Origin of the sequence: Rhodococcus sp. MH15, assembly GCF_019266045.1 — a bacterium.
GTDB lineage: Bacteria > Actinomycetota > Actinomycetes > Mycobacteriales > Mycobacteriaceae > Rhodococcus_F > Rhodococcus_F qingshengii.
Window position 1 is genome coordinate 168847 of sequence record NZ_LPNP01000069.1, and the last position, 22091, is coordinate 190937.

At 63.6% G+C, this 22091-nt stretch carries 22 protein-coding genes and 1 pseudogene; 13 read left to right on the forward strand and 10 right to left on the reverse strand.

The window, feature by feature from the left end; all coding sequences use genetic code 11:
• Positions 1 to 23: 23 nt before the first annotated feature.
• From ATN37_RS33165 to ATN37_RS19025, 5 genes are all read left to right on the forward strand, one after another.
• Positions 24 to 113 (forward strand): Ms4533A family Cys-rich leader peptide, encoded by a 90-nt coding sequence (locus tag ATN37_RS33165; RefSeq protein ID WP_309599318.1) that lies wholly within the window; start codon positions 24 to 26, stop codon positions 111 to 113.
• Positions 114 to 309: 196 nt separating this feature from the next.
• Positions 310 to 1341, forward strand: coding sequence for a sulfate ABC transporter substrate-binding protein (locus tag ATN37_RS19010; RefSeq protein ID WP_003944569.1), 1032 nt, complete (start codon positions 310 to 312; stop codon positions 1339 to 1341).
• Positions 1342 to 1348: 7 nt separating this feature from the next.
• Positions 1349 to 2197: a sulfate ABC transporter permease subunit CysT gene (cysT, locus tag ATN37_RS19015; protein ID WP_003944556.1), complete on the forward strand. Its 849-nt coding sequence runs from the start codon at positions 1349 to 1351 to the stop codon at positions 2195 to 2197.
• Entirely contained in the window at positions 2194 to 3000 is an 807-nt protein-coding gene (gene cysW, locus ATN37_RS19020) for a sulfate ABC transporter permease subunit CysW (protein ID WP_003944503.1), read from the forward strand. The genes cysT and cysW overlap by 4 nt, the downstream gene beginning before the upstream one ends.
• Positions 2997 to 4046 carry a sulfate/molybdate ABC transporter ATP-binding protein gene (locus ATN37_RS19025; protein ID WP_165638855.1) on the forward strand — a complete coding sequence of 350 codons (1050 nt, stop codon included), beginning with the start codon at positions 2997 to 2999 and terminating at the stop codon, positions 4044 to 4046. The genes cysW and ATN37_RS19025 overlap by 4 nt, the downstream gene beginning before the upstream one ends.
• A gap of 125 nt (positions 4047 to 4171) precedes the next feature.
• On the opposite strand, the gene ATN37_RS19030 is transcribed toward ATN37_RS19025, so the two are convergent.
• From ATN37_RS19030 to ATN37_RS19060, 7 genes are all read right to left on the reverse strand, one after another.
• Positions 4172 to 5068 (reverse strand): universal stress protein, encoded by an 897-nt coding sequence (locus tag ATN37_RS19030; protein WP_064689230.1) that lies wholly within the window; start codon positions 5066 to 5068, stop codon positions 4172 to 4174.
• 55 nt (positions 5069 to 5123) lie between these two features.
• A complete protein-coding gene (locus ATN37_RS19035; protein ID WP_030536614.1) occupies positions 5124 to 5900 on the reverse strand; it encodes a DUF998 domain-containing protein in 777 nt (258 codons plus the stop codon).
• 94 nt (positions 5901 to 5994) lie between these two features.
• Positions 5995 to 6750, reverse strand: coding sequence for a sirohydrochlorin chelatase (locus tag ATN37_RS19040; RefSeq protein ID WP_081558035.1), 756 nt, complete (start codon positions 6748 to 6750; stop codon positions 5995 to 5997).
• 4 nt (positions 6751 to 6754) lie between these two features.
• Positions 6755 to 8041 carry a sulfate adenylyltransferase subunit 1 gene (locus tag ATN37_RS19045; RefSeq protein WP_020969973.1) on the reverse strand — a complete coding sequence of 429 codons (1287 nt, stop codon included), beginning with the start codon at positions 8039 to 8041 and terminating at the stop codon, positions 6755 to 6757.
• Complete coding sequence (cysD, locus tag ATN37_RS19050) at positions 8041 to 8976, reverse strand: sulfate adenylyltransferase subunit CysD (RefSeq protein ID WP_007731054.1); 936 nt, start codon at positions 8974 to 8976, stop codon at positions 8041 to 8043. The genes ATN37_RS19045 and cysD overlap by 1 nt, the downstream gene beginning before the upstream one ends.
• Positions 8973 to 9686: a phosphoadenylyl-sulfate reductase gene (locus tag ATN37_RS19055; protein ID WP_047270796.1), complete on the reverse strand. Its 714-nt coding sequence runs from the start codon at positions 9684 to 9686 to the stop codon at positions 8973 to 8975. Before ATN37_RS19055 ends, cysD begins: the two co-directional genes overlap by 4 nt.
• Positions 9683 to 11410, reverse strand: coding sequence for a nitrite/sulfite reductase (locus ATN37_RS19060; RefSeq protein WP_063316224.1), 1728 nt, complete (start codon positions 11408 to 11410; stop codon positions 9683 to 9685). Before ATN37_RS19060 ends, ATN37_RS19055 begins: the two co-directional genes overlap by 4 nt.
• A 502-nt stretch (positions 11411 to 11912) precedes the next feature.
• Between ATN37_RS19060 and hemW the strand changes: the two genes are divergently transcribed.
• Both hemW and ATN37_RS19070 read left to right on the forward strand, forming a co-directional pair.
• Positions 11913 to 13139, forward strand: coding sequence for a radical SAM family heme chaperone HemW (hemW, locus tag ATN37_RS19065; protein ID WP_042450186.1), 1227 nt, complete (start codon positions 11913 to 11915; stop codon positions 13137 to 13139).
• Between the two features lie 35 nt (positions 13140 to 13174).
• Complete coding sequence (locus tag ATN37_RS19070; RefSeq protein WP_054782177.1) at positions 13175 to 13795, forward strand: hypothetical protein; 621 nt, start codon at positions 13175 to 13177, stop codon at positions 13793 to 13795.
• Positions 13796 to 13798: 3 nt separating this feature from the next.
• On the opposite strand, the gene ATN37_RS19075 is transcribed toward ATN37_RS19070, so the two are convergent.
• Entirely contained in the window at positions 13799 to 14122 is a 324-nt protein-coding gene (locus tag ATN37_RS19075) for a type II toxin-antitoxin system VapB family antitoxin (RefSeq protein WP_003944521.1), read from the reverse strand.
• Positions 14123 to 14279: 157 nt separating this feature from the next.
• Between ATN37_RS19075 and hrcA the strand changes: the two genes are divergently transcribed.
• The 5 genes from hrcA to ATN37_RS19100 all read left to right on the forward strand — a co-directional run bounded on the left by hrcA (position 14280) and on the right by ATN37_RS19100 (position 19472).
• Positions 14280 to 15323: a heat-inducible transcriptional repressor HrcA gene (hrcA, locus tag ATN37_RS19080; RefSeq protein WP_003944583.1), complete on the forward strand. Its 1044-nt coding sequence runs from the start codon at positions 14280 to 14282 to the stop codon at positions 15321 to 15323.
• Positions 15324 to 15403: 80 nt separating this feature from the next.
• A complete protein-coding gene (gene dnaJ / locus ATN37_RS19085; protein ID WP_003944460.1) occupies positions 15404 to 16555 on the forward strand; it encodes a molecular chaperone DnaJ in 1152 nt (383 codons plus the stop codon).
• A gap of 2 nt (positions 16556 to 16557) precedes the next feature.
• The gene (locus ATN37_RS19090; protein ID WP_003944495.1) at positions 16558 to 17319 is read left to right on the forward strand and encodes a 16S rRNA (uracil(1498)-N(3))-methyltransferase; all 762 of its coding nucleotides are present in this window, start codon (positions 16558 to 16560) and stop codon (positions 17317 to 17319) included.
• Positions 17320 to 17442: 123 nt separating this feature from the next.
• The gene (locus tag ATN37_RS19095) at positions 17443 to 18681 is read left to right on the forward strand and encodes an Ig-like domain-containing protein (protein ID WP_003944568.1); all 1239 of its coding nucleotides are present in this window, start codon (positions 17443 to 17445) and stop codon (positions 18679 to 18681) included.
• A gap of 14 nt (positions 18682 to 18695) precedes the next feature.
• On the forward strand, positions 18696 to 19472 hold the full coding sequence (locus ATN37_RS19100) for a S9 family peptidase (protein ID WP_165638853.1): 777 nt from the start codon (positions 18696 to 18698) through the stop codon (positions 19470 to 19472).
• On the opposite strand, the gene ATN37_RS19105 is transcribed toward ATN37_RS19100, so the two are convergent.
• Positions 19464 to 21068 (reverse strand): MFS transporter, encoded by a 1605-nt coding sequence (locus ATN37_RS19105; protein WP_054827645.1) that lies wholly within the window; start codon positions 21066 to 21068, stop codon positions 19464 to 19466. The two genes, ATN37_RS19100 and ATN37_RS19105, sit on opposite strands and share 9 nt — an antisense overlap.
• A gap of 128 nt (positions 21069 to 21196) precedes the next feature.
• Between ATN37_RS19105 and ATN37_RS19110 the strand changes: the two genes are divergently transcribed.
• On the forward strand, positions 21197 to 21874 hold the full coding sequence (locus ATN37_RS19110; RefSeq protein WP_165638852.1) for a TetR/AcrR family transcriptional regulator: 678 nt from the start codon (positions 21197 to 21199) through the stop codon (positions 21872 to 21874).
• Between the two features lie 92 nt (positions 21875 to 21966).
• Here the strand turns inward: ATN37_RS19110 and ATN37_RS32610 are convergent.
• Positions 21967 to 22091, reverse strand: a pseudogene (locus ATN37_RS32610) (IS481 family transposase); the annotation flags it as partial.

Consider the following 22091-nt stretch of genomic DNA (forward strand, 5'->3'; position numbering starts at 1 on the left):
GGTGCTCTGCTAAAGTCCACCGCGTGTCCGAAGCAACAGCTCCCGTAATCCGCCACCAGTTGGCGTTGATTGCTGTCGGCATGCTCGACGTCGCTGACGTCGCCTGTTGTTGATTTCCTGAGTTCGACCTCTCCGGTGGTGCTGCGCACCCCACTCGAACTTCTCTGCGCGTAACTCGCGCCCCCGATTCAGGGCTCATCGCCCGTCGGCTCTCCATGTCTGAACATCCCGATGGAATCAGCCCCAGAGGTCTCGGACTTGTCGTTTGACCAACCCTCGTTTGTCAGTCCTTTCAGGAAGGTATCTGCAATGAAACGCCGTTCCCGCACACTTCTCACTGCTATCGCGACCATGGGGGCCGTGGTACTCACAGCGTGCAGTGGTGGCTCGAGCGACACCGTGGGTGGTGACAGCGCCGCCAGCGACGGTAGCGCCGGCACGATCAACTTGTTCGCCTACGCCGTGCCGAAGCCTGGCTTCGACAAGCTCACCGCAGCCTTCCAGGCGACCGACGAGGGCAAGAACGTCAACTTCAATCCTTCCTACGGCGCCTCGGGCGACCAGTCGCGCAAGGTGAAGGACGGCGCCGAGGCAGACTTCGTCAACTTCTCCGTCGAGCCCGACATCACCCGCCTGGTCGATGCCGGTCTGGTAGATCAGAACTGGAACCAGGACGCCTACAACGGAATTCCGTTCGGATCGGTAGTCACCATCGTGACGCGTCCGGGCAACCCGAAGGGCATCAAAGACTGGGACGACCTGCTTCAGCCCGGCCTCGAGGTCGTCACGCCGAACCCGTTCAGCTCCGGCTCGGCCAAGTGGAACCTCTTGGCGCCGTACGCCGCCAAGAGCGACGGTGGCAAGAACCCGCAGGCGGGTCTCGACTACGTCACCGCCTTGGTCAACGACCACGTCAAGATCCAGCCCAAGTCGGGACGCGAGGCTTCGGAAGCCTTCCTGCAGGGTAGCGGTGACGTTCTGATCAGTTACGAGAACGAGGCACTGTTCATCGAAGGCAACGGCGACCCGGTCGAGCACGTCACCCCGCCCACGACCTTCAAGATCGAGAACCCCGTTGCCGTGATCTCGAACAGCAAGGTCCTCGACAAGGCGACCGCGTTCAAGGACTACCTGTACACGACCGAGGGGCAGACGCTCTGGGCCGAAGCAGGATTCCGTCCCGTGGATCCCGCCGTCGCTGCCAAGTTCACCGACAAGTTCCCCGAGCCGACCAAGTTGTGGACCATTGCAGACCTCGGCGGCTGGAAGGCCGTGGACAGTGCTCTGTTCACCAAGGACACCGGTTCGATCGCAGTGATCTACGACAACGCGACCAAGTAAGACTGACGTGACTGACACTATTGACCCCACCCCCGTGGCTCGTCGGCGAAAACTCGCGCGGGTCACGGGGAGTGTGGGGCCGCTCGGAATCGGAGTGGCCACTCTGTGGCTCTCCGTGATCGTTCTGCTTCCGCTCGCCGCGTTGACCGCCACCGCGTTCGACGAGGGGATCTCCGGATTCTGGGACGCCATCACCGCACCCGTCGCCTTGGCGTCGTTGCGCGTGACGTTGTTGGTCTCGGTGATCGTGGCACTGATCAACGTCGTGATGGGCACGATCATCGCGTGGGTGCTGGTCCGGGACGACTTCCCGGGCAAGCGCATCGTCAACTCGATGATCGATCTGCCGTTCGCACTGCCGACCATCGTGGCGTCGATCGTGCTGCTGTCTCTCTACGGCCCGCAGTCACCGATCGACATCCACCTCAATGCAACTCAGCCCGGACTGATCGTGGCATTGGCCTTCGTGACCTTGCCGTTCGTCGTCCGTTCCGTGCAGCCGGTGCTGATGGAGGTCGACCGCGAAGTCGAGGAAGCCGCTGCGTCGTTGGGAGCTTCCAACTGGACGATCTTTCGCTCGGTTGTTCTCCCGACGTTGGCGCCTGCCGTCATCTCCGGTGCGGGCCTCGCGTTCGCCAGAGCGATCGGTGAATACGGCTCGGTCGTTCTGATCGGCGGCAACATCCCACGCGTGACACAGATGACGTCGCAGTACATTCAGCAGCAGATCGAGATCGATCGTCCGACCAACGCCGCTGCCGTCTCGGTAGCGTTGCTGGCTATCGCATTCGTGACGCTGTTCGTCCTGCGAATCTTCGCCTCGCGGGGACAGCGACGTGAGGAGAGTTCCCGATGAACGTGTCCAGAGGATCGAAAATCGGTCTACGGACCATCGCTCTCGTCTACCTGTTCGTGTTGTTGGTCGTGCCGATCGGTGTGATCCTGACTCGAACGTTCGAGAACGGAATCGGCCCGTTTCTCGAATCGATCACGACACCGGCAGCGATCTCCGCGCTGAATCTTTCGCTGATCATCGTGGCGATCGTGGTCCCGATCAACGTCGTGTTCGGTGTGGTCACCGCACTCGCTCTTGTCCGTGGTCGGTTCCCGGGCCGCGGAGTTCTGCAGTCGGTGGTCGACCTGCCCTTCGCAGTCTCGCCCGTCGTCGTCGGTGTGTCCTTGATTCTTCTGTGGGGTGCCAACGGTTGGTTCGGCGGAATCGAATCGTTGGGGTTCAAGGTCATCTTCGGTTTGCCAGGCATGGTGATCGCGACGATTTTCGTGACGCTCCCCTTTGTCGTCCGGGAAGTCGAACCCGTACTTCACGAGATCGGCGACGAGCAGGAACAAGCAGCCGCGACGCTCGGTGCCTCTGGTTGGCAGACGTTCTGGCGGATCACCTTGCCCGCGATCCGTTGGGGCTTGACATACGGAATCGTGTTGACGGTGGCGCGTTCGCTCGGTGAATTCGGCGCAGTCATCATGGTCTCTTCCGGCTTCCCGGGGGTATCCCAGACACTGACGTTGCTGGTGCACTCGCGATACATCGACGACCACAACACCTTTGGTGCGTATTCGGCGGCAACGCTGCTGATGGGCATCGCCATCATTGTCCTGTTGCTGATGACGCTGCTGGACCGTAAGAGGAGCACCACATGATCACAGTGACCGGGGCCCGCAAGAACTACGGTGATTTCGCGGCGCTCGACGACGTGACGGTCAACATTCCCTCGGGTTCGTTGACGGCATTGCTCGGGCCCAGTGGCTCGGGAAAGTCGACGTTGCTGCGTTCGATCGCAGGGCTCGAAGAACTCGATTCGGGAACCATCACCATCGCAGGCAAGGACGTCACCGGCGTGTCGCCGCAGAAGCGTGACATCGGTTTCGTGTTCCAGCACTACGCGGCGTTCAAGCACATGACCGTGCGCGACAACGTGGCGTTCGGGCTCAAGATCCGCAAGCGCCCGAAGCCGGAGATCGAGAAGAAGGTCAACGAACTACTGGGGATCGTCGGTCTCGACGGCTTTCAGCATCGGTACCCCGCGCAGCTCTCCGGCGGTCAACGTCAGCGCATGGCGTTGGCACGCGCTCTGGCTGTGGATCCGCAGGTGCTCCTGCTCGACGAGCCCTTCGGCGCGCTCGACGCGAAGGTGCGTGCCGACCTGCGCACGTGGTTGCGTCGCCTGCACGACGAGGTGCACGTCACCACCGTCCTGGTCACCCACGACCAGGAAGAGGCTCTCGACGTCGCCGACCGCATCGCGGTGCTGAACAAGGGGCGGATCGAGCAGATCGGTGAACCTGCCGACCTGTACGACCGCCCGTCCAACGACTTCGTGATGTCCTTCCTCGGATCCGTCGCGAACCTCAACGGGCAGTTGGTCCGTCCGCATGACATCCGTCTCGGCCGCGATCCGAGCATGGCTCTCGCGCAGGAATCCGGAACGGCCGAGTCGCTCGGCGTCACACGCGCAACAGTCGAGCGCGTCGTGTACCTCGGCTTCGAGGTTCGAGTGGACCTGCGCAACGAGGCAACCGGCGAGCTCTTCTCGGCTCAGGTCACGCGCGGTGACAGTGCAGCGCTGCACCTCGAGGCGGGGGAGACGGTGTACGCGCGTGCTACCCGGGTGCCGGATCTGCCGGAGACCCCGGTGTCGACGCCGGTGCAGGAGCCGGTCACGGTGAGCGTGGTCGGCCAGGTGTGACCCGCTCGCCCTGTTTGACCTGTTGTACCCCCACTCCTGTTTGAGCGAACGGCACTTTCGGCCTCCTGATGGCGCCGAAAGTGCCGTTCGCTCAGAGCAGGTGGTCGGGCAACAGCGAGACGAGTTCAGCCCTCTCGGCAGACGAGGACCGGGCACTGGGCGTGGTGGATGAGGCTCTGACTGGTCGATCCGACTATCGACGCCATGAACGGGCTGCGGCCGTGGCTACCGACGACTACGAGTTGCGCTTCCGCCGAGTGCTCGAGCAGTGCCTTCATCGGTCCGCTGCGCTGGACACTGCGGGTGACTTCGACATCGGGGTACTTCTCCGTCCAGCCGGCGAGGCACTCGGACAGCAGTGCATGCTCATGCTGTTCGTACGGTCCCCAGTCGACGAAGCGCCTGGCTTCGGAGTACCCGCCCAGCGAGGCGTGCTCGTTCCACGTGTGGACCGCAACTAAAGGTGCGCCGAGGAACGCGGCAAATTCGAAGGCATGCGCGACGGCGAGTTCGCTGAGCTTGCTCCCGTCGACGCCGACGACGACGGGCCTGGTGTCGGCCATCGCGTGATCACCCGTACCGCGGAATACGGCCACGGGACAGTGCGCACGGTTGACCACCCGAATGGTGTCGGATCCGAGAAACACGGACTGCATTTCGCTGGTACCGGCCTGACCCAGTGCAACGATGCGAGCCGACTTCGAGAGTTCGACGAGTGTGGTTGCGGGAGTACCGGTCACGAGGCCACGTTCGACGGTGACGTCGGTGTGATCATCGCGGATGGCGTCCTCGGCCTCGTCGAGCAGTTTTGCACCCTCGACGCGAAGGTGGTGGTCGAACATCTCTTCGTCGGTGACGTTGGTACCGCCACCGGACTCGGGTTGTCCTGGCAGCACGTGGGTCAGGCGAAGTGGTTCGTCGAATCTCTTTGCAGCCGAAGCTGCCCACCTCGCGGCGTTGACCGCGCTTGCCGAGCCGTCGATACCGGCCACGATTCCGTGTCGAACAGATGCACTGGTCATGGAAGTCTCCTCGCGTCGCCTCCTTACCAGTGTGTCCCTGCTCACCCCCGGTTCGCTACAAACCGGTCAGCTCCCGTGGTGCGAGAACGTCGGTGGGCACTGCCGCGCGAGATCGACGCGGGCGCAACGACAACAGAGCGGTGATGAATCCGTTACCGGACAGTGTCAGTTCCACGTTCTTCAACACGGTTCGGCGCATCAACGCGAGCAGGGCCGCGACGCCGGTGACGGCCATCCACATAGGCAGCGGGTACAGCGTCAGGCGTTCACCAAGGCCGAAAGTGAGGGTTCGTCCGAGAAGCAGTACGGCACCGACGATTCCGGTAGCCGCGCACAGCCCTGACCACACTGCGATCCATTTGCTGTGCTTCCAGAATTGAATTGCCATGAGGACGAGAACGGCATGACGTGCGACGAAGCCGGGAAGTACGGCGGTCCAATGAACGAAGGTCCCGTCGTTCGCCGGGAAGAGGCCGGTGGCCGCGGTGCTCAATGCAACGACGACGGCAAGACCGAGAATCCACTTCTTCGCACGACCGTCCGGAATGTACTTGTGCAGCAAGGCCGCACCGAGGATGGTGAGCGCACCGAGGATCATGAAGGCCGCGTTCATCACGTCGTGCATCGGCGAACATGAATCCACGCTGCATGTCGTCACGCCCAGCGAACTGATGGAGTCGCGCGCGAAGCTGTACGGCGTCTTCCATGCTCCGGCTGTGAAGATTTCGACAAGCAGGTAGAGCACCGACAGGACCCATGCGATGCCGGCTGTGCCGAGGCGAAGATTGTGAGTGATGGTGTTCCCTCTCGCGGCGCTCTGAGGGGATTGCACCCAAAGATCTGTTTCGCAGGCGAAGGAGGTACCTTCGCGAGCTGGACAGATCCAACACTACGGTAACAATCTGATAACGGCCTGTGAAACCGAATCAGGCGGAGCGGACCAGACGGCCGGGTAGTGCATCAGCGACTTGTCGGTAACGGTCGATCATCGTTTCGATCAGTAGAGAGTGCCCACCGATCGTGTCGGCGAAACGCGCGCGCGGACATGCAGTTGCTGCGGCAGCGCTGAGTCGATCGGTCAGTAGGCCGGGAGCCAAGAACCACGGCGCGACGACAACACGTTCGGCGCCGTCCTGCTCGAGTGCGGAGATCGCCTGGGCAACTGTCGGTTCCGCGGATGTCGCGAAACAGATTCGAACGCCCGACCAGTTGGTTCCGCCGAGGAGAGTGGACGCCAATTCTGCGGTCGCGGCATTGGCGCGCGCATCGGACGAGCCGACTGCCGCAAGAGCGACACCGACCGACGGATCGTCCGGCCGGGCACCCGCTTCGAGAATTCGCTCGCGTACTGCCTCGATCAGCCGAGCATCGCGACCCAGTACGTCTGCTTGGAACACGGTCAACTGGGGGTGGCGTGTCGCGGCAGCGGCCAAGAGTCCGGGCAGATCTACCCGGGCGTGGAAGGCATTGCCCAGCAGCATCGGAACAACAACGGCGTGAGTGTGGCCGTCGTGTGCAACCCCGTCCAGGACCTGATCGATGGACGGTGCATTGAGGTCGAGAAACGCCAGCCGGACATCGAGGTCTGGCCGGACTTCACGAAGAGCTGCCACAGCAGCCGCGATCACCCGAGCAGAACGGGGATCACGGCTACCGTGCGCAACAGCGATGAGCGGAACCATCGACTTAGACGCGCTCGCCCAATTCGACAGCGGAAATGACGTCGCCCACCAGGCCGGCTGCGAGAGTGTTTCCACCAGCGGGATCGATCAGCAGGAAGCTGCCGGTGTGGCGGTTGACGGCGTAGTCGTCAGCCACGATCGGCTCGGCCACCCGGATGGAGATCTTGCCGATCTCGTTGAGCTCGAGAGTGTCCGGGCCCTGATCCGTGGTGAGGTCCTGCTCGTTGAAGCGTTCCACCAAACTGCCCACGATGGCCTGCGTCGTTCGCGTGCCGTGCTTGAGCAGCAGACGTGCACCGGGGCGCAGCGACTTCTCGGCCAGCCAGCAGACAGTGGCGTCGAATTCGCCGATCGGCTCGGGTGCGTCGGACGGCGATGCGATGGTGTCGCCGCGAGAGACGTCGACGTCGTCGGCCAGGATCAGCGTGACGCTGCGTCCGGCGTGGGCGACGTCCAGTTCGCCGTCGGCCGTGTCGATACGTGTGACGGTGGTGCGCGTACCCGAGGGCAGGATCACCACTTCGTCGCCGGGCACGACGGAACCTGCAGCGACCTGACCGGCGTAGCCGCGGTAGTCGAGGAACTCTGCGGTGCGGGGGCGGATCACGTACTGCACCGGGAAACGCAGACCGACGCGATGTGGCTCGGCGTCGACCGGAATTGACTCGAGGTGCTCGATCAGTGTGGGGCCGGTGTAGTACGGGGTCTTGTCGGAGCGGATGGCGACGTTGTCACCGTGCAGTGCCGACACCGGGATCTCGACGACGTCTTCGCTTGCCCAGCCAAGTGAGCTGGTGAGTTCGTTGAACTCGGCGGAGATCGAGGTGAAGACCTCTTCGGGGTTCTCGACGAGGTCGATCTTGTTCACGGCGAGAACGAGCTTCGGGACACCGAGCAACGCGAGAACCGCTGCGTGCCTGCGAGTCTGCGCGATGACGCCCTTGCGAGCATCGACCAGCAGGATCACGAGCTGAGCCGTCGAGGCACCGGAGACAGTGTTGCGGGTGTACTGCACGTGGCCCGGTGTATCGGCGAGCACGAAGGTGCGCTTGGGGGTCGCGAAGTAGCGGTACGCCACGTCGATCGTGATGCCCTGCTCACGCTCGGCGCGCAGTCCGTCCACCAGGAGCGAGAGGTCAGGGGTGTCGAGACCGCGGTCCACCGACGCACGGGTCACGGCGTCGATCTGGTCGGCGAGAACGGATTTCGTGTCGTACAACAGGCGGCCCACGAGGGTGGACTTTCCGTCGTCGACGCTGCCGGCAGTTGCCAGTCTGAGCAGATCGCTCATCAGAAGTAGCCCTCTCGCTTGCGGTCTTCCATGGCCGCTTCGGAAACTCGGTCGTCGCCACGGGTCGCGCCGCGCTCGGTCAAACGTGATGCCGCAACCTCGGCCAGGATGGCCTCGTTGTCAGCGGCATCGGAGAGAACAGCACCGGTGGTCGAACCGTCGCCGACGGTGCGGTAACGCACCGAAAGGGTCTGCAGCTCTTCGCCGTCAGCCGGTCCACCCCAGACGCCGGGCGTCATCCACATGCCGTCGCGCTGGTACACCGGACGCTGGTGGGCGTAGTAGATGCTGGCGAGTTCGACGTTGTCGCGGGCGATGTAACGCCAGATGTCCAGCTCGGTGAAGTTGCTGAGCGGGAAGACGCGCACTTGCTCGCCGGGGGAGTGGCGACCGTTGTACAGGTTCCACAGTTCCGGGCGCTGCTTCTTGGGGTCCCACTGACCGAAAGCGTTGCGCAGCGAGAAGATCCGCTCCTTGGCGCGGGCCCGCTCCTCGTCGCGGCGAGCGCCACCGAAGACGGCGTCGAAGCGGTTCTCGGAGATCGCGTCCAGCAACGGCACGGTCTGCAGAGGATTGCGGATACCGTCGGGACGCTCGGTGAGGCGGCCGTCCGCGATGTACTCCTCGACGCTGGCCACGTGCAGGCGCAGGTTGTACTTGGCCACCACGTGGTCGCGGAAGTCGAGGACTTCCTGCAGGTTGTGGCCGGTGTCGACATGCAGCAGGGTGAACGGCAACGGCGCAGGCCAGAATGCCTTGATCGCCAGGTGCAGCAGCACGGTGGAGTCCTTACCGCCCGAGAAGAGAATGACCGGGCGTTCGAACTCGCCGGCCACCTCTCGGAAGATGTGGATCGCTTCGGACTCGAGGGCATCGAGAGTATCGAACTGTGTGCCGTCGAGCTGAGGCCGCGAAGGTGTCAAGTCAACTGTCATGATGCGTGCAACCCGCATTCTGTCTTGGAGGCACCGGCCCAACGACCGCTACGCGGATCGCTGCCGGGGGCTGGCTTGCTGGTGCAGGGTGCGCAGCCGATGGACGGATATCCCTCGTCGACAAGGGGATTGACGAGGATGGAATTGGTATCGATGTAGTTCTGCATCTCCTCGTCCGACCAGGGAGCGATCGGGTTGATCTTCACGAGTCCGAAGGCTTCGTCGAAGGAGATCAGGGGAGCGTTGGCGCGGGTGGGCGCTTCGACGCGGCGGATGCCGGTCACCCACGCGCTGTACCCGGACAGTGTCTGCTTGAGCGGCGCGACTTTGCGTAGTGCGCAGCAGCGGTTGGGATCACGGGCGAACAGATCCTTGCCCTCGGCGACATCCTGCTCGGCGACGCTTGCCAGCGCACGAGCGTTGATGACGTTGACGCCGTACACCTGCTCGACCGCGTCACGCGTGCCGATGGTTTCGGGGAAGTGGTAGCCGGTGTCGAGGAAGAGTACGTCGACGCCCGGATGCACCTGTGCGGCAAGGTGAACCAACACCCCGTCCTGCATGTTCGACGCCACGATGTACGAGTCACCGAACGTGTCCTCGGTCCACTGCAACAGTTCCTGTGCGCTGGCTCCGTCGAGTTCTATTGCACCGCGCTCGGCGATGGACCGAAGCTCGTCGGCAGTTGCTCGCGAAATGTCCACTGTCATCGCAAATCTCCTTCGTCTGCGCGCACTGCCCATTCGGCGAACCGTTCACCTTCGTTGCGGTTCTTGACGAACTGACGTACGACGCGGTCGATGTAGTCACCCATCTCGACGCTGGTGACCTTGTGCTGGCGCAGCTTGCGTCCGAAGGCGCTGTCGAATCCGAGGCTGCCTCCCAGGTGAACCTGGAAACCCTCGACTTGATTCCCCTCACCGTCGTCGACGAGCTGGCCCTTGAAGCCGATGTCGGCGATCTGCGAGCGAGCGCAGGAGTTGGGGCAACCGTTGATGTTGATGGTGATCGGCACGTCGAGCTGGCTGTTGATGTCGGCAAGACGCTGTTCGAGTTCGGGCACGAGCACCTGCGAACGCTTGCGGGTCTCGGCGAACGAGAGCTTGCAGAACTCGATGCCGGAGCAGGCCATCAGGTTCTTGCGCCAGTGCGACGGACGGGCGGGAAGACCCAGCGCGTCGAGATCGGCGATGAGCGGCTCGAGCGTCTCGTCGGCGACGTCGAGGATGATCAGCTTCTGGTACGGAGTGAAGCGGATCCGGTCGCTGCCGGCCTTCTCGGCGGCGTCGGCGACCTGAGCCAGGATGTCTCCCGAGACGCGGCCGGCGATCGGAGCGAAACCGACTGCGTTGTGGCCGTTGCGGGTCTTCTGGATACCGACGTGATCGATCGGGCGCTTGGGCTTCTCGGGCGCGGGGCCGTCGATGAGCGGACGCTTCAGGTACTCGGTCTCGAGAACCTCGCGGAACTTCTCGATACCCCAGTCCTTGACGAGGAACTTGAGCCTGGCCTTCGCGCGCAGACGGCGGTAGCCGTAGTCACGGAAGATCGAGACGACGCCCTCCCAGACATCGGGGACCTCGTCGAGCGGAATCCACGCGCCGACGCGCTGCGCCAGCATCGGGTTGGTGGACAGTCCGCCGCCGACCCAGAGGTCGAGGCCCGGGCCGTGCTCGGGGTGGTTCACGCCGATGAAGGCGATGTCGTTGATCTCGTGAACGACGTCCTGCTGACCGGAGATAGCGGTCTTGAACTTGCGCGGCAGGTTGGAGTACTTGGGGTCGCCGATGTAGCGGCGCACGATCTCGTCGATCGCCGGGGTGGGATCGAGGACCTCGTCGAGCGATTCGCCGGCCAGGGGAGAACCGAGGACGACGCGAGGGCAGTCACCGCACGCTTCGGTGGTCTTGAGCCCGACGGCTTCGAGGCGCTTCCAGATCTCCGGGACGTTCTCGACTTCGATCCAGTGGAACTGAACGTTCTCACGGTCCGACAGGTCGGCGGTGTTCCGGCCGAATTCCTTCGAGATACCGGCGATGGTGCGCAGCTGCTCGACGTTCAGAGCGCCGGCGTCGCAACGCACGCGCATCATGAAGTACTTGGCCTCGAGCAGGTCGATGTTCTCGTCGCCGGTGAAGGTGCCGTCGTAGCCTTCTTCGCGCTGGGTGTAGAGACCCCACCAGCGGAAGCGGCCGCGAAGGTCGCCCTTGTCGATGCTGTCGAAGCCCTGCTTGGAGTAGATGTTCTCGATGCGGGCCCGAACGTTGAGCGGGTTGTCGTCCTTCTTGGCCTGCTCGTTGGCGTTGAGAGGCTCGCGGTAACCGAGGGCCCACTGACCTTCGGCGCGACGCTTGGCGGGACGCGCAGCGCGTGCAGGCCGGGCTTCGGCAGCTGCCGAATCGGCGGGTGTGGCGGCGTCGGTGGTCGACGTCATCGATGAACTCCTGGATCTGGGCGGTTGATCGGCACGCGGCACGCACTATCGATGAACTGTGGCGGTGTCTGATCGGGACGCACCGGTCCGTGTCGGAAATCGAGGGGGCTGTCCTCGGTCTCGGAAAGCTCGCGGCCGGCAGGTGTGCTCACGAAAACGAACAGCTGGAGAAGCTGCGTCCCTGAAAAGGCATGTCTCTGCAGAGAGTGTTTCGGTGAAGCAGATGGAGATGAGCGGGAAAGGCTGGAAGATCAGTGAAAGATCAACAGCTACACAGGTGCAGACACGACGAGCTGCACACACGCTTGAAGTCGACATGGCGACGCGCCACAAGTCGCACTCCGAGTCCGGTCATGCGGACCATTGTGCCACGTCAACTCGATAATTCCGACTCGGGCGCATATTTCCACGAAAAACGGGGGAAATATCGAGTTCAAGCCGTGCGCCGACCTGCATCGCAGGCTGAATAGGTGTGCGTTCCGGATGCTGGGACACTGGAGGTGTGAATGCCACCAGCACGACTCCCACTCGACAGAGCGAGGCGACGCCCTTCGCCTTGCCCGCGCGATCGCTCGAGGGTGTCGGGAAACGGCCGTTCGGGATCTACATCCACGTCCCGTTCTGTGCCACCAGGTGTGGGTACTGCGATTTCAACACCTACACGGCCGGTGAGCTCGGAACCTCGGCGTCGCCGCAGTCGTGGCTGGAGGGTCTGCGGCGCGAACTCGATCTCGCGGCCGAGATGACGGGCGCCCCGGCGGCGGAGACGGTGTTCGTGGGCGGTGGAACGCCGTCGCTGCTCGGTGGCGACGGATTGTCCGACGTGCTGTCGGCGGTGCGGAGCAGCTTCGGCTTGGCGTCCGGCGCCGAAGTGACCACGGAATCGAACCCCGAATCGACGTCGCCGGAGTTCTTCGGTGCTCTCCGCAGTGCCGGATTCACCCGGATTTCCCTCGGCATGCAGTCGGCCGCCCAGCACGTGCTGAAGATTCTCGACCGCACGCACACTCCGGGCCGCGCCGTCGCTGCCGCGAAAGAGGCTCGCGCAGCTGGTTTTTCGCACGTGAATCTCGATTTGATCTATGGAACCCCGGGGGAGCGCGATCAAGACCTGGACGCCTCACTCGATGCGGTCCTCTCCGCCGATGTCGATCACGTCTCGGCCTACGCGTTGATCGTCGAGGACGGCACCGCCATGGCTCGCAAGGTCAGGCGCGGCGAGCTGCCCGCCCCGGACGACGACGTGCTGGCCTCGCGGTACGAACGAATCGATTCACGCCTGTCCGAGGCAGGCTTGCGGTGGTACGAGGTCTCCAACTGGGCAAAGGCGGAAACCGCGGACTCCGGTGACACCCGGTGCCGTCACAACCTCGGCTACTGGGACGGCGGTGACTGGTGGGGTGCCGGTCCGGGCGCGCACAGCCACGTCGGCGGAGTGCGGTGGTGGAACGTCAAGCACCCGGCGCGGTACGCGGAACAGTTGGCGCTCGGCGAACTTCCCGTCGGCGGCAGCGAAGAACTGACCGCCGAGGACGAACACATGGAGCGAGTCATGCTGACCGCACGGTTGCGTACGGGACTTCCGTTGTCGGAACTGTCTGCATCCGAACGTCTTTCGGCCGAACAGGTGGTAGTCGACGGGTTGGCCGTGATCGAGAACGATCACGTGGTTCTCACCGACCGTGGTCGCCTGCTCGCCGATGCGGTGATTCGCACGATCCTGACCTGACGCGCCACCATCCTTCGCCGCGTAATGTGGCCGTGGTGGCCATCATTCATCGTGCGCAGCTGAATCCGTCCAAGAACGACCTGCTCCGAGCGTGGGTGCCCAAGCAGCCGTGGCTCGGGTCGGTCGACTGTTCGACGCTCGAACGCGTCGACGCCTATCGTTTCGACGACCCGGACGGCGAGGTCGGAATCGAGACGCACCTGATGCGCTCTGCCGACGGTCGAATTCTTCAGGTCCCGCTCACTTATCGTGGTGCTCCGCTGGACGGGGCGGAGACCGCACTGATCGCAACTATGGATCATTCGGTACTCGGCGAACGGTGGGTTTACGACGCATGCTGTGATCCGGTCTACGTCAGCGCGGTGGCGACCGCGATTCTGACCGGTGGGGCCGGAGTCGAACTGGTCTTCGCGGACACCGCCGATCACATCCCCGTGACGGCTCACGTAGTAGGCAGCGGTACGGCCCACTCTTCCGTACCGGCAGTCGAATCGGTGACCTGCTCGACAGTCGGCACCGACACGATCATCCGCGCGGGAAGCCTGGAACTGACTGTGGCGAGAGTGATCGACGCAGATCGAGTCTCGGACTCGGAGACGCTCACCGGAACCTGGCCGGGGCAAACGACACCTGCGTTGCTCGTGACTATCGCCTGAGCGTCAGCGGACTCCCTCGATGACACCGGGCATCGCGTCGAAGTCGAAGACGCGCGCGTGCAGCACGACGCGGTTTCGCAGGGCCGAACGAACCGCTCGGTGCAGACCGTCCTCGAGGTAGAGAGTGCCGCGCCACTGCACTGCGTGCGGGAACAGATCGCCGTAGAAGGTCGAGTCCTCCGACAGCAGGCGATCGAGTTCGAGGACCTTCGTGGTGGTCACGATCTCGTCGAGTCGAACCTGACGTGGGGGGAACTTCGACCAGTCGCGTAGAGACAGTCCGTGATCGGGATACGGTTTGCCGTCCATCACGCCTTTGAAGATCATGTGCCGCCTTGTCCATGGTTGTGCGATCGACCTTTCGCCGATCTCACTCCACAGTAAGGGCAACAGCCGTCTCTGGCGCTCGGGCGATTAGACTGCCAGTGGAAACCGATGTGTAAATGTCGGTGTTCGTTCTTTTCAGGAAACGGAGGTGGCAACGATGTCGAGTACCGACGACAGGCGTTTCGAGGTCTTACGTGCAATCGTGGCCGATTACGTCTCCACCCAGGACCCGGTGGGATCCAAGGCACTGGTCGAGCGTCACAACCTCGGAGTGTCGAGCGCCACTGTGCGCAACGACATGGCATTCCTCGAGGCCGAGGGCTACATCGCCCAACCGCACACCAGTTCCGGCCGCGTCCCCACCGACAAGGGATACCGCGAATTCGTCGATCGCATCGCCGACGTCAAGCCCATGTCCGGGCCCGAGCGTCGAGCGATCCTCGAGTTCTTGGAGTCGGGTGTCGATCTCGACGACGTTCTGCGCCGCGGTGTACGACTGCTCGCGCAACTGACCCGTCAGGTCGCGGTTGTCCAGTACCCGTCGCTGTCCGCGTCGTCGGTTCGCCACCTCGAGGTGGTCGCGTTGACGCCGGCGCGCCTGCTTCTCGTTCTCATCACCGATTCCGGCCGCGTCGATCAGCGAATCGTCGAACTCGGAGACGTCCTCGAAGACGAAGACCTTTCCCGGTTGCGCACGCTTCTCGGCGGAGCACTGGAAGGCAAGCGCCTGGCCGCCGCGTCGATTGCCGTGGCGGAACTGGCCGACGAGTCTCCGGCCGACCTTCGCGACGCCGTGATCCGCTCGGCAACGGTTCTGGTCGAGACCCTGGTCGAACATCCGGAAGATCGTCTCGTTCTGGGCGGAACCTCGAATCTCACGCGCAACGCCGCCGATTTCTCCGGTCTGGCCGGCTTCCCCGGTTCGCTGCGCGCAGTGCTCGAAGCACTGGAAGAGCAGGTAGTGGTCCTCAAACTGCTCGCTGCGACGCAGAACTCCGGCACGGTCACCGTTCAGATCGGTGAAGAGACGCAGGTCGAACAGATGCGCGGAACCTCCGTGATTTCGACTGGCTACGGCGCGGCCGGTACCGTTTTCGGTGGTGTCGGTGTGCTCGGACCCACTCGGATGGACTATCCGGGAACAATTGCATCGGTTGCCGCCGTTGCCAGATACATCGGCGAAGTTCTCTCCGAGCGATGACGGACGTCGACATTCGTCGGCACGCCTCCTCGCGAGGACTGAGGAAAACCTAGAAGTAAGAGAAGGACGAGAGACTCAACGTGGCACGGGATTACTACGGATTGCTCGGCGTCGACAAGAACGCGACAGACCAGGAGCTCAAGCGCGCTTACCGCAAGCTGGCACGCGAACTGCACCCGGACGTCAACCCTGACGAGGCGGCGCAGGCCAAGTTCAAGGAGATCTCGACGGCCTACGAGGTCCTGACCGACCCGGAGAAGCGTCGCATCGTCGATCTCGGCGGAGACCCGCTCGAGTCCGGTGGTGGCGGCGGTGGTGGCTTCGGCGGCGGATTCGGTGGCGGCGGCCTCGGCGACGTCTTCGAAGCATTCTTCGGCGGCGGTGGCGGCGCAGGTCGTGGGCCGCGCGGTCGCGTTCAGCCCGGAGCCGACTCGTTGCTTCGCACCAAGCTGACCCTCGCAGAATGTGCGACGGGAGTCAGCAAGCACGTGACCGTCGAGACGGCCATTCTGTGCGACAGCTGCACCGGAGCCGGAACCAACGGCGACTCCAAGCCTGTCCGCTGTGAGACCTGCAACGGTGCCGGCGAAGTTCAGTCCATCCAGCGCTCGTTCCTCGGTCAGGTCATGACCTCGCGTCCCTGCCCGACGTGCCGCGGTGCCGGTGAGACCATCCCGGATCCTTGCCACAAGTGTGGCGGCGACGGCCGAGTTCGGGCCAAGCGTGACATCACCGTGAAGGTTCCCGCGGGCGTCGCCGGTGGCATGCGCATCCGTTTGACCGCGCAGGGTGAAGTGGGCCCGGGCGGCGGACACCCCGGCGACCTCTACGTCGAGATCGTCGAGCAGCAGCACGACGTCTTCGTTCGAGACGGTGAAGACCTGCACTGCACGATCCGCGTTCCGATGGTCGACGCAGCGCTCGGTACGACTGTCACCGTCGACACCATCATCGACGGCCCCAAGGAAATCACCATCGAGCCAGGCACCCAGCCCGGACACGTTGCTGTTCTTCGCGGTCATGGCATGCCGAAACTGCGGTCGGGAGTGCGCGGCGACGTGCACGCTCACCTCGAGGTGGTCATCCCGAGCCGTCTCGATCACAAGCAGTCCAAGCTGCTCAAGGAATTCAAGCTGCTCCGCGATCGTGACGAGGCCGAGGTTGTCTCGACGGCCTCGCAGAACAGCGGTGGATTGTTCTCGCGTCTTCGCGAAGCATTCAGCGGCCGCTGACGGTGGCCGCAACGGTCTTCTTTCTCGACCCGGTTCCCGGCGTCGGTGAAATCGCAGTTCTGGACGGACAGGAGGGTCGCCACGCGGCCACTGTCCGCCGGATCGGCGTCGGTGAGCGATTGGTGTTGGCCGACGGCCGAGGCCGGGTAGCCGACGCCGAGGTGACGAGCGTCGGCAAGGACCGCCTGGAACTGTTGGTCAGTGACGTTCAGGTTCTCGAGCAGCCCAAGCCGTTGGTGACCCTCGTTCAGGCACTTCCCAAGGCCGAGCGTTCCGAGTTGGCCGTCGAACTGGCGACCGAGGCGGGGATCGACGCGGTGATCCCGTGGCAGTCCTTGCGTTGTGTCGCCAAGTGGGAGGGCCCCAAGCTCGCCAAGGGCGTCGCACGCTGGCGAAGTGCGGCAGTGTCTGCGGCAAAGCAGTCCAGACGCGCGTTCGTCCCGGAAATTGCGGAACTGCACAAGACGCCGGCGGTGATCGCGTTGGTTCGTGACGCCGTTGCCCGTGGCGCTGTGGTTGCGGTGCTTCACGAATCGGCGACGACGCCGTTGGCCGGTTTGCCGCTGGCGAGCGCGGACGAGGTATTTCTGGTTGTCGGTCCCGAAGGTGGGCTCGACGATTCGGAGATCAGCGCGTTGTCGGAGGCCGGGGCCACTCCGGTGCTTCTCGGCCCGACGGTCCTGCGCACGTCGACCGCCGGGGCTGTTGCTCTGGGCGCGATCGGAGTGCTGACCGATCGCTGGGGACCACGGCCACTGCACTGATCTTGTTGTGATCCCGAGCTGAATCGGATCCGGCGCTCAGCGAAGTGTCAGATTTGCGCACTATCGTAAGGACGTCGGGGGTCGCCTTCGGCGTGAGTTGGTTCGGGGATTTCAGGAGGCCAGATGTTGTCACGTGCGCATATGCGAATCGTTGGAGCGGTGTGTGCCGCGGCGGCGTTGATGCTCGTCGCGGGGTGCACGGTCTCCACCGGAGACAACACGGGTTCCTCCAGCAGCGCCGTCACCACTACCCCGACCAGCGAGGCTCTCGTCACCGTCACCCCGGCGGACGGCGGAACTCCGGTGAGTCCACTCGACCCCATCGAGGTCCAGGTCGCGAAGGGAACACTGACGACCGTCGCGCTGACCAACCCCGAGGGTAAGGAAGTCGCCGGTATCACCACGCCGGACAAGACGTCCTGGAAACCGAGCGAACCACTCGGATACGGCAAGACCTACAAGCTGGTCGTCGACGCCGTCGACGCGAACGGTGTTGCCACGACCAAGAACACGACGCTGACCACCGTCGCGCCGAGTAACCAGACCCGGGCGTACATCAACACCACCGGTGGCGCCTCGATATCGGACGGTGGCACGTACGGTGTCGGCACCGTCGTCGCCGTTCATTTCGACGAGTTGATCGGTGACAAGGCCGCGGCCGAGAAGTCTCTGCTGGTCACAACCAATCCGCCCGTACAGGGATCGTGGTACTGGGTCGACGGTCAGAACGTTCACTGGCGACCGCAGAACTACTACGCACCAGGCACGACGGTCTCGGTGAACGCGAACATCTACGGCAAGCAGCTCGGCAACGGACTGTACGGCCAGCAGGACGACACCGTGTCCTTCAAGATCGGCGACTCCCACGTCTCGGTCGCCGACGACAACACCAAGATGGTGACCGTCTACGAAAACGGTCAGGTGATCAAGGAAATGCCGACCTCGATGGGAATGGGCGGCACCGAGACGATCGGCGGCACGACGCTCTCGTTCTGGACCCAGCCCGGCACGTACACCGTGATGGACAAGGCAAATCCCGTCATCATGGATTCGTCGACCTACGGTCTGCCGATCAACTCGCGCCTCGGCTACAAGGAATCCATCAACTGGGCCACCCGCATCAGCACGGACGGTATCTATCTTCACGAGTTGGAGAGCACCGTCTGGGCGCAGGGAAACACCGACACCTCGCACGGTTGCCTCAATCTCAGTGCGGCCAATGCCAAATGGTTCTTCGATTTCTCGCAGCCGGGAGATGTCGTCGAGATCAAGAACACCGGCGGCGCTCCGCTGGAGGTGTGGCAGAACGGCGACTGGACCCTTTCCTGGGCAGACTGGGCCGCAGGCAGCGCCCTCGCCTGAGATAGATTTCCTCGGTGCCTCGATTCAAGATTCCGTACGGCCGACACGAGCAGCAGTTCGGGCATCTCTACGTTCCCGACGGAGTCGCTGACGGCCCGATCCCGGTCGTCATGCAGATCCACGGCGGCTTCTGGAGCGGGCAGTACGGATTGACTCTGGGCACCGCATTTGCCGTCGAACTCGCGCGGCACGGCGTCGCGGTGTGGAACATCGAATACCGCCGTCTCGGGGCGGGCGGTGGTTGGCCGGAGATGTCCGCCGACGTGAAAACGGCATACGACGAAATCCCCGGACTGGTTGCCGCGAAGTCCTCGGCCGAATTGGATCTGAATCAGATTCGCTTGCTCGGGCATTCGGCCGGAGGACATCTTGCAATGTGGCTGGCGGGGGAGAAGGACACGTTCACCCGGCCTGAACGGGTCATCGCCCAGGCGGCCGCACTCGATCTGGCGTCGGCAGGCGAGCGTGGACGACGGATCAGCTTCATCGAGGATCTGTTCGGCGTTCCGTTCGACGCGGACCCGGATCTGTATCGCAGTGCGTCGCCGCAGCATCGATTGCCGATCGGCGTCCCCGTTGTGTGCGTCACGGGTGCGGAGGACCTGCAGGTGCCGGCCAAGGTGAGCTCCCGGTACGCGAAAGCCGCGGAAGCGGCTGGTGATCCCGTGTCACTGCGTGTGATCGAGGGCGAAGGACACGACGCATTTCTCTCACCCTCGACCGAGTCGTGGCGGGTCTCCCGCGAGTTGGTTCTCGCCGAAGACCCGCTGGCTCCGAGCACGTCAGACTGACGCGGGGTCCACTTCCACAGGGGCCTTCTTGCCCGGCAGGATGAACGCCACGACAACTGCCCCCACGAACAGTGCAAGACCGCCCGCCCAACTGGCCGCCGAAATCGCGTCGGCGTAGGCACTGCCTGCGGCGTCGAGCAACGGCCCTGCCTGAGCTGCAGCCAACGGGTTGCCTGCCATCTCTTCGGCGACCAACGAAGCGCCGCCGACGGATTCGCCCGACACCTCCATCGCGTACGCGGCCTGTTGCGCAAGTTCGCCCGTCAACTGCGGAACCTGCATTCCATCGATGAATCCGGCAATCGAATCCTTGTAGCTCGCAGCGAGGATCGAGCCGAGGATCGCGATACCCAGCGAGCCGCCGAGTTCGATGGCGGTGTCGTTGAGGCCACCCGCAGCACCGAGATCGTCCTCGGAGAAGTTGTCCATGATGGCGTCGGTGGCCGGCGGTTCGCTGAGACCGATGCCCAGGCCGAGCAGGATCAGTGGGACTGCGAACATCCAGTAGCCCGAATCGCCGTCGACCTGCGTGAGAATCAGAACGCCGATCGCGGCGACCACCATGCCGCCGACGATGGACGCCCGGACGCCGATCAGCGGAGTGATCCGCCCACTGACAACGGCGCCGATCGAAACGGCAATTGCCAAGGGCAGCAGACGAACACCGGTTTCGAGTGCGCCGTAGCCGAGGATGAACTGGAACTGCTGTGAGATGAAGTAGATGGCGCCGAAGGCGGCCAGGAACAGCAGAAGTACGGCGAGCGTCGCGCCGCCGACCATGCGCTGGCCGAGCTTACGGACGTCGAGCAGTGGCTGCGGGTGACGCAGTTCCCAGACGACGAACGAGACGAGGCCGATCGCAGCGAGTACGGCGGCACCGATGGGTCCGCCGGTCCACCCGAAGTGGAATCCGTTGATGATCGAGTACACGAGCGAGCCAATGGTGACCACCGAGAGTGCGCCGCCGATCCAGTCGATCCGGCCCAGGTGCTCGGCCTTGCTCGGCGGCACCAGAATTACGGCGGCGACGGCAGCGACTGCGGCGATCGGGACGTTGATCAGGAAAGTGATGCTCCAGGAATGACTGTCGAGAATCCATCCGGCCAACAGCGGACCGAGTGCAATCGCGAGACCCGACGTCGCCGCCCACGCCGCGATGGCGCGTGATCGCTCCGCTTTGGGAAAGGTAGCGACCAGAAGCGAAAGCGTCGCGGGCATGATGATCGCGGCGCCGACGCCCATGGTCATTCGTGCCGCGATGACGGCGTTGGTGGTGTCCGCGATGCTGCCGAAGACGGCGCCGCCGGCGAACACGGTGAGTCCGGCGAGAAGTGCGCCGCGGCGACTGTACTTGTCACCGATCACGCCGAACAGCAGCATCAATGCGGCGTAGGGAACGGTGTAGCCGTCGATGACCCATTGAAGTTGCGTGCTGGTGAGGCCGAGATCTCTGGTCATGTCCGGCGCCGCGACGATCAGCGCGGTATTCGCCATCACGACGATCAGCAGACTCAGGCACAACACCCCGAGCGCGGCCCACCGCCGTGAGTACGGCTGGTCCATCTCCGAGACAGGTTTGCTCATGAGTGTCGTCATGACGCGACTCCGTTCCTGATGATCGAAGACACTCCTCGATCTATTTGCACACTGATGTGTAAGTTAATAACTTGCACACCGATGTGCAACTATGATTGACCTAGATCACAGTTGGGCAGTCGAAAGAGGTGGAACGCGCGTTGACGCATTCGGGCACAGTCGTTTCGGGAACTGCCGAATCGGGCGGACGGCAGCGTCGTAGTCAGGCCGCGGCCAATCGCAATCGCATCATCGAGGCGGCGATCACGGCGTTCGCTGCTGATCCGGATGCGAGCATGGACGACGTCGCAAAGGCCGCCGGTGTGGTCAGGCGAACCGTGTACGCGCATTTCGACAGCCGAGAGGCGCTGATCAACGGCATCGTGGACGAGGCGTCGACCGATCTCGTAGCTGCGCTGAGCCAAGCCGGCGAGCCGCCCGAGCGCCCGGATCTGGCGACTGCCGTACTGGCATTGCTGTCATGGCCGGTCGGTGATCGCTTCCGGATGCTGCTCAGCTTTGCTCGCAAAGAGTTGGGGGAGCAGCGGATTCTCGATCTGATGGAGCCCGCGCGTGCCGTGAGTATCAGCGTCGTCGAGCGCGGTCAGCGTGACGGAACCTTCTCGAAATACCTGCCGGCCGAGACTCTGGTAGCGATGACCGAGGCGATCACGATCACTTTGTTCGATCAGGCCAACAGTGGGCTCATCACCGACTCTGGCGAATCCTTTGCCGCCGTATGCCTGGTCATCGCAGGTATCAGTCCGGACAGAAGCGCCGAGGTCGTCGCGGAGGCTTGGGCGTGGCTCTCGGGCATGGATCTCTAAGGGCTTCGGTTCTTTACGAAAGCTGACGCAAATTTGCCGAGGGTGGTATCTTCGAAACGTTTGGCCGCCGGACCACGCGTTAGAAGAATCGTCTAGATGTATGAGGAACGGACGTTAGTTACGCGGTGCCGGCGGTAAGCGGCGGGCGGTCGTCCTCCGCGTGTTGAATGCGGTCGATGATAATTGTAGTGAACGTTCCAGATTTCCACGGCGGTGC

Bases quoted from the DNA above. Each gene is read 5' to 3' on its own strand.
- ATN37_RS19010 (WP_003944569.1), top strand. From the start codon at position 310: ATGAAACGCCGTTCCCGCACACTTCTCACTGCTATCGCGACCATGGGG.
- cysW (WP_003944503.1), top strand. From the start codon at position 2,194: ATGAACGTGTCCAGAGGATCGAAAATCGGTCTACGGACCATCGCTCTC.
- ATN37_RS19025 (WP_165638855.1), top strand. From the start codon at position 2,997: ATGATCACAGTGACCGGGGCCCGCAAGAACTACGGTGATTTCGCGGCG.
- ATN37_RS19030 (WP_064689230.1), bottom strand. From the start codon at position 5,068: ATGACCAGTGCATCTGTTCGACACGGAATCGTGGCCGGTATCGACGGC.
- ATN37_RS19040 (WP_081558035.1), bottom strand. From the start codon at position 6,750: ATGGTTCCGCTCATCGCTGTTGCGCACGGTAGCCGTGATCCCCGTTCT.
- ATN37_RS19045 (WP_020969973.1), bottom strand. From the start codon at position 8,041: ATGAGCGATCTGCTCAGACTGGCAACTGCCGGCAGCGTCGACGACGGA.
- cysD (WP_007731054.1), bottom strand. From the start codon at position 8,976: ATGACAGTTGACTTGACACCTTCGCGGCCTCAGCTCGACGGCACACAG.
- ATN37_RS19055 (WP_047270796.1), bottom strand. From the start codon at position 9,686: ATGACAGTGGACATTTCGCGAGCAACTGCCGACGAGCTTCGGTCCATC.
- ATN37_RS19060 (WP_063316224.1), bottom strand. From the start codon at position 11,410: ATGACGTCGACCACCGACGCCGCCACACCCGCCGATTCGGCAGCTGCC.
- ATN37_RS19075 (WP_003944521.1), bottom strand. From the start codon at position 14,122: ATGATCTTCAAAGGCGTGATGGACGGCAAACCGTATCCCGATCACGGA.
- hrcA (WP_003944583.1), top strand. From the start codon at position 14,280: ATGTCGAGTACCGACGACAGGCGTTTCGAGGTCTTACGTGCAATCGTG.
- ATN37_RS19095 (WP_003944568.1), top strand. From the start codon at position 17,443: ATGTTGTCACGTGCGCATATGCGAATCGTTGGAGCGGTGTGTGCCGCG.
- ATN37_RS19105 (WP_054827645.1), bottom strand. From the start codon at position 21,068: ATGACGACACTCATGAGCAAACCTGTCTCGGAGATGGACCAGCCGTAC.